A 218-nucleotide genomic window follows, 5' to 3' on the forward strand; every position below is an offset into this window, starting at 1 on the left:
CCTGCAGGGTGCGCCGGCGCAGCGGATCCGCGCCATGGGCACGCTGCCGGCGGTGCGCGCCGCACGGGACGGGGGCGCATGCCCCGCCCCCGCGCCCCCGCAACGAGCGACGCGGGCCCCCGCCTCCGGGCCCCGCCGGCGCCGACCCGCCGGCGCCGTTCCACCGGGTCACGGCCGGTCCCCGGGCCTGGGCGGTCCGCGCGGCCGGGGCCGAGCCC

Annotated in this window: 1 pseudogene; it reads left to right on the forward strand. The window is 86.2% G+C overall.

From position 1 onward, the window contains the following. Window positions 1–218, forward strand: a pseudogene (locus tag QM806_RS41230) (hypothetical protein); the annotation flags it as partial.

The organism is Rhodococcus sp. IEGM 1351 (genome assembly GCF_030056875.1).
Taxonomy (GTDB): domain Bacteria; phylum Actinomycetota; class Actinomycetes; order Mycobacteriales; family Mycobacteriaceae; genus Rhodococcus_F; species Rhodococcus_F opacus.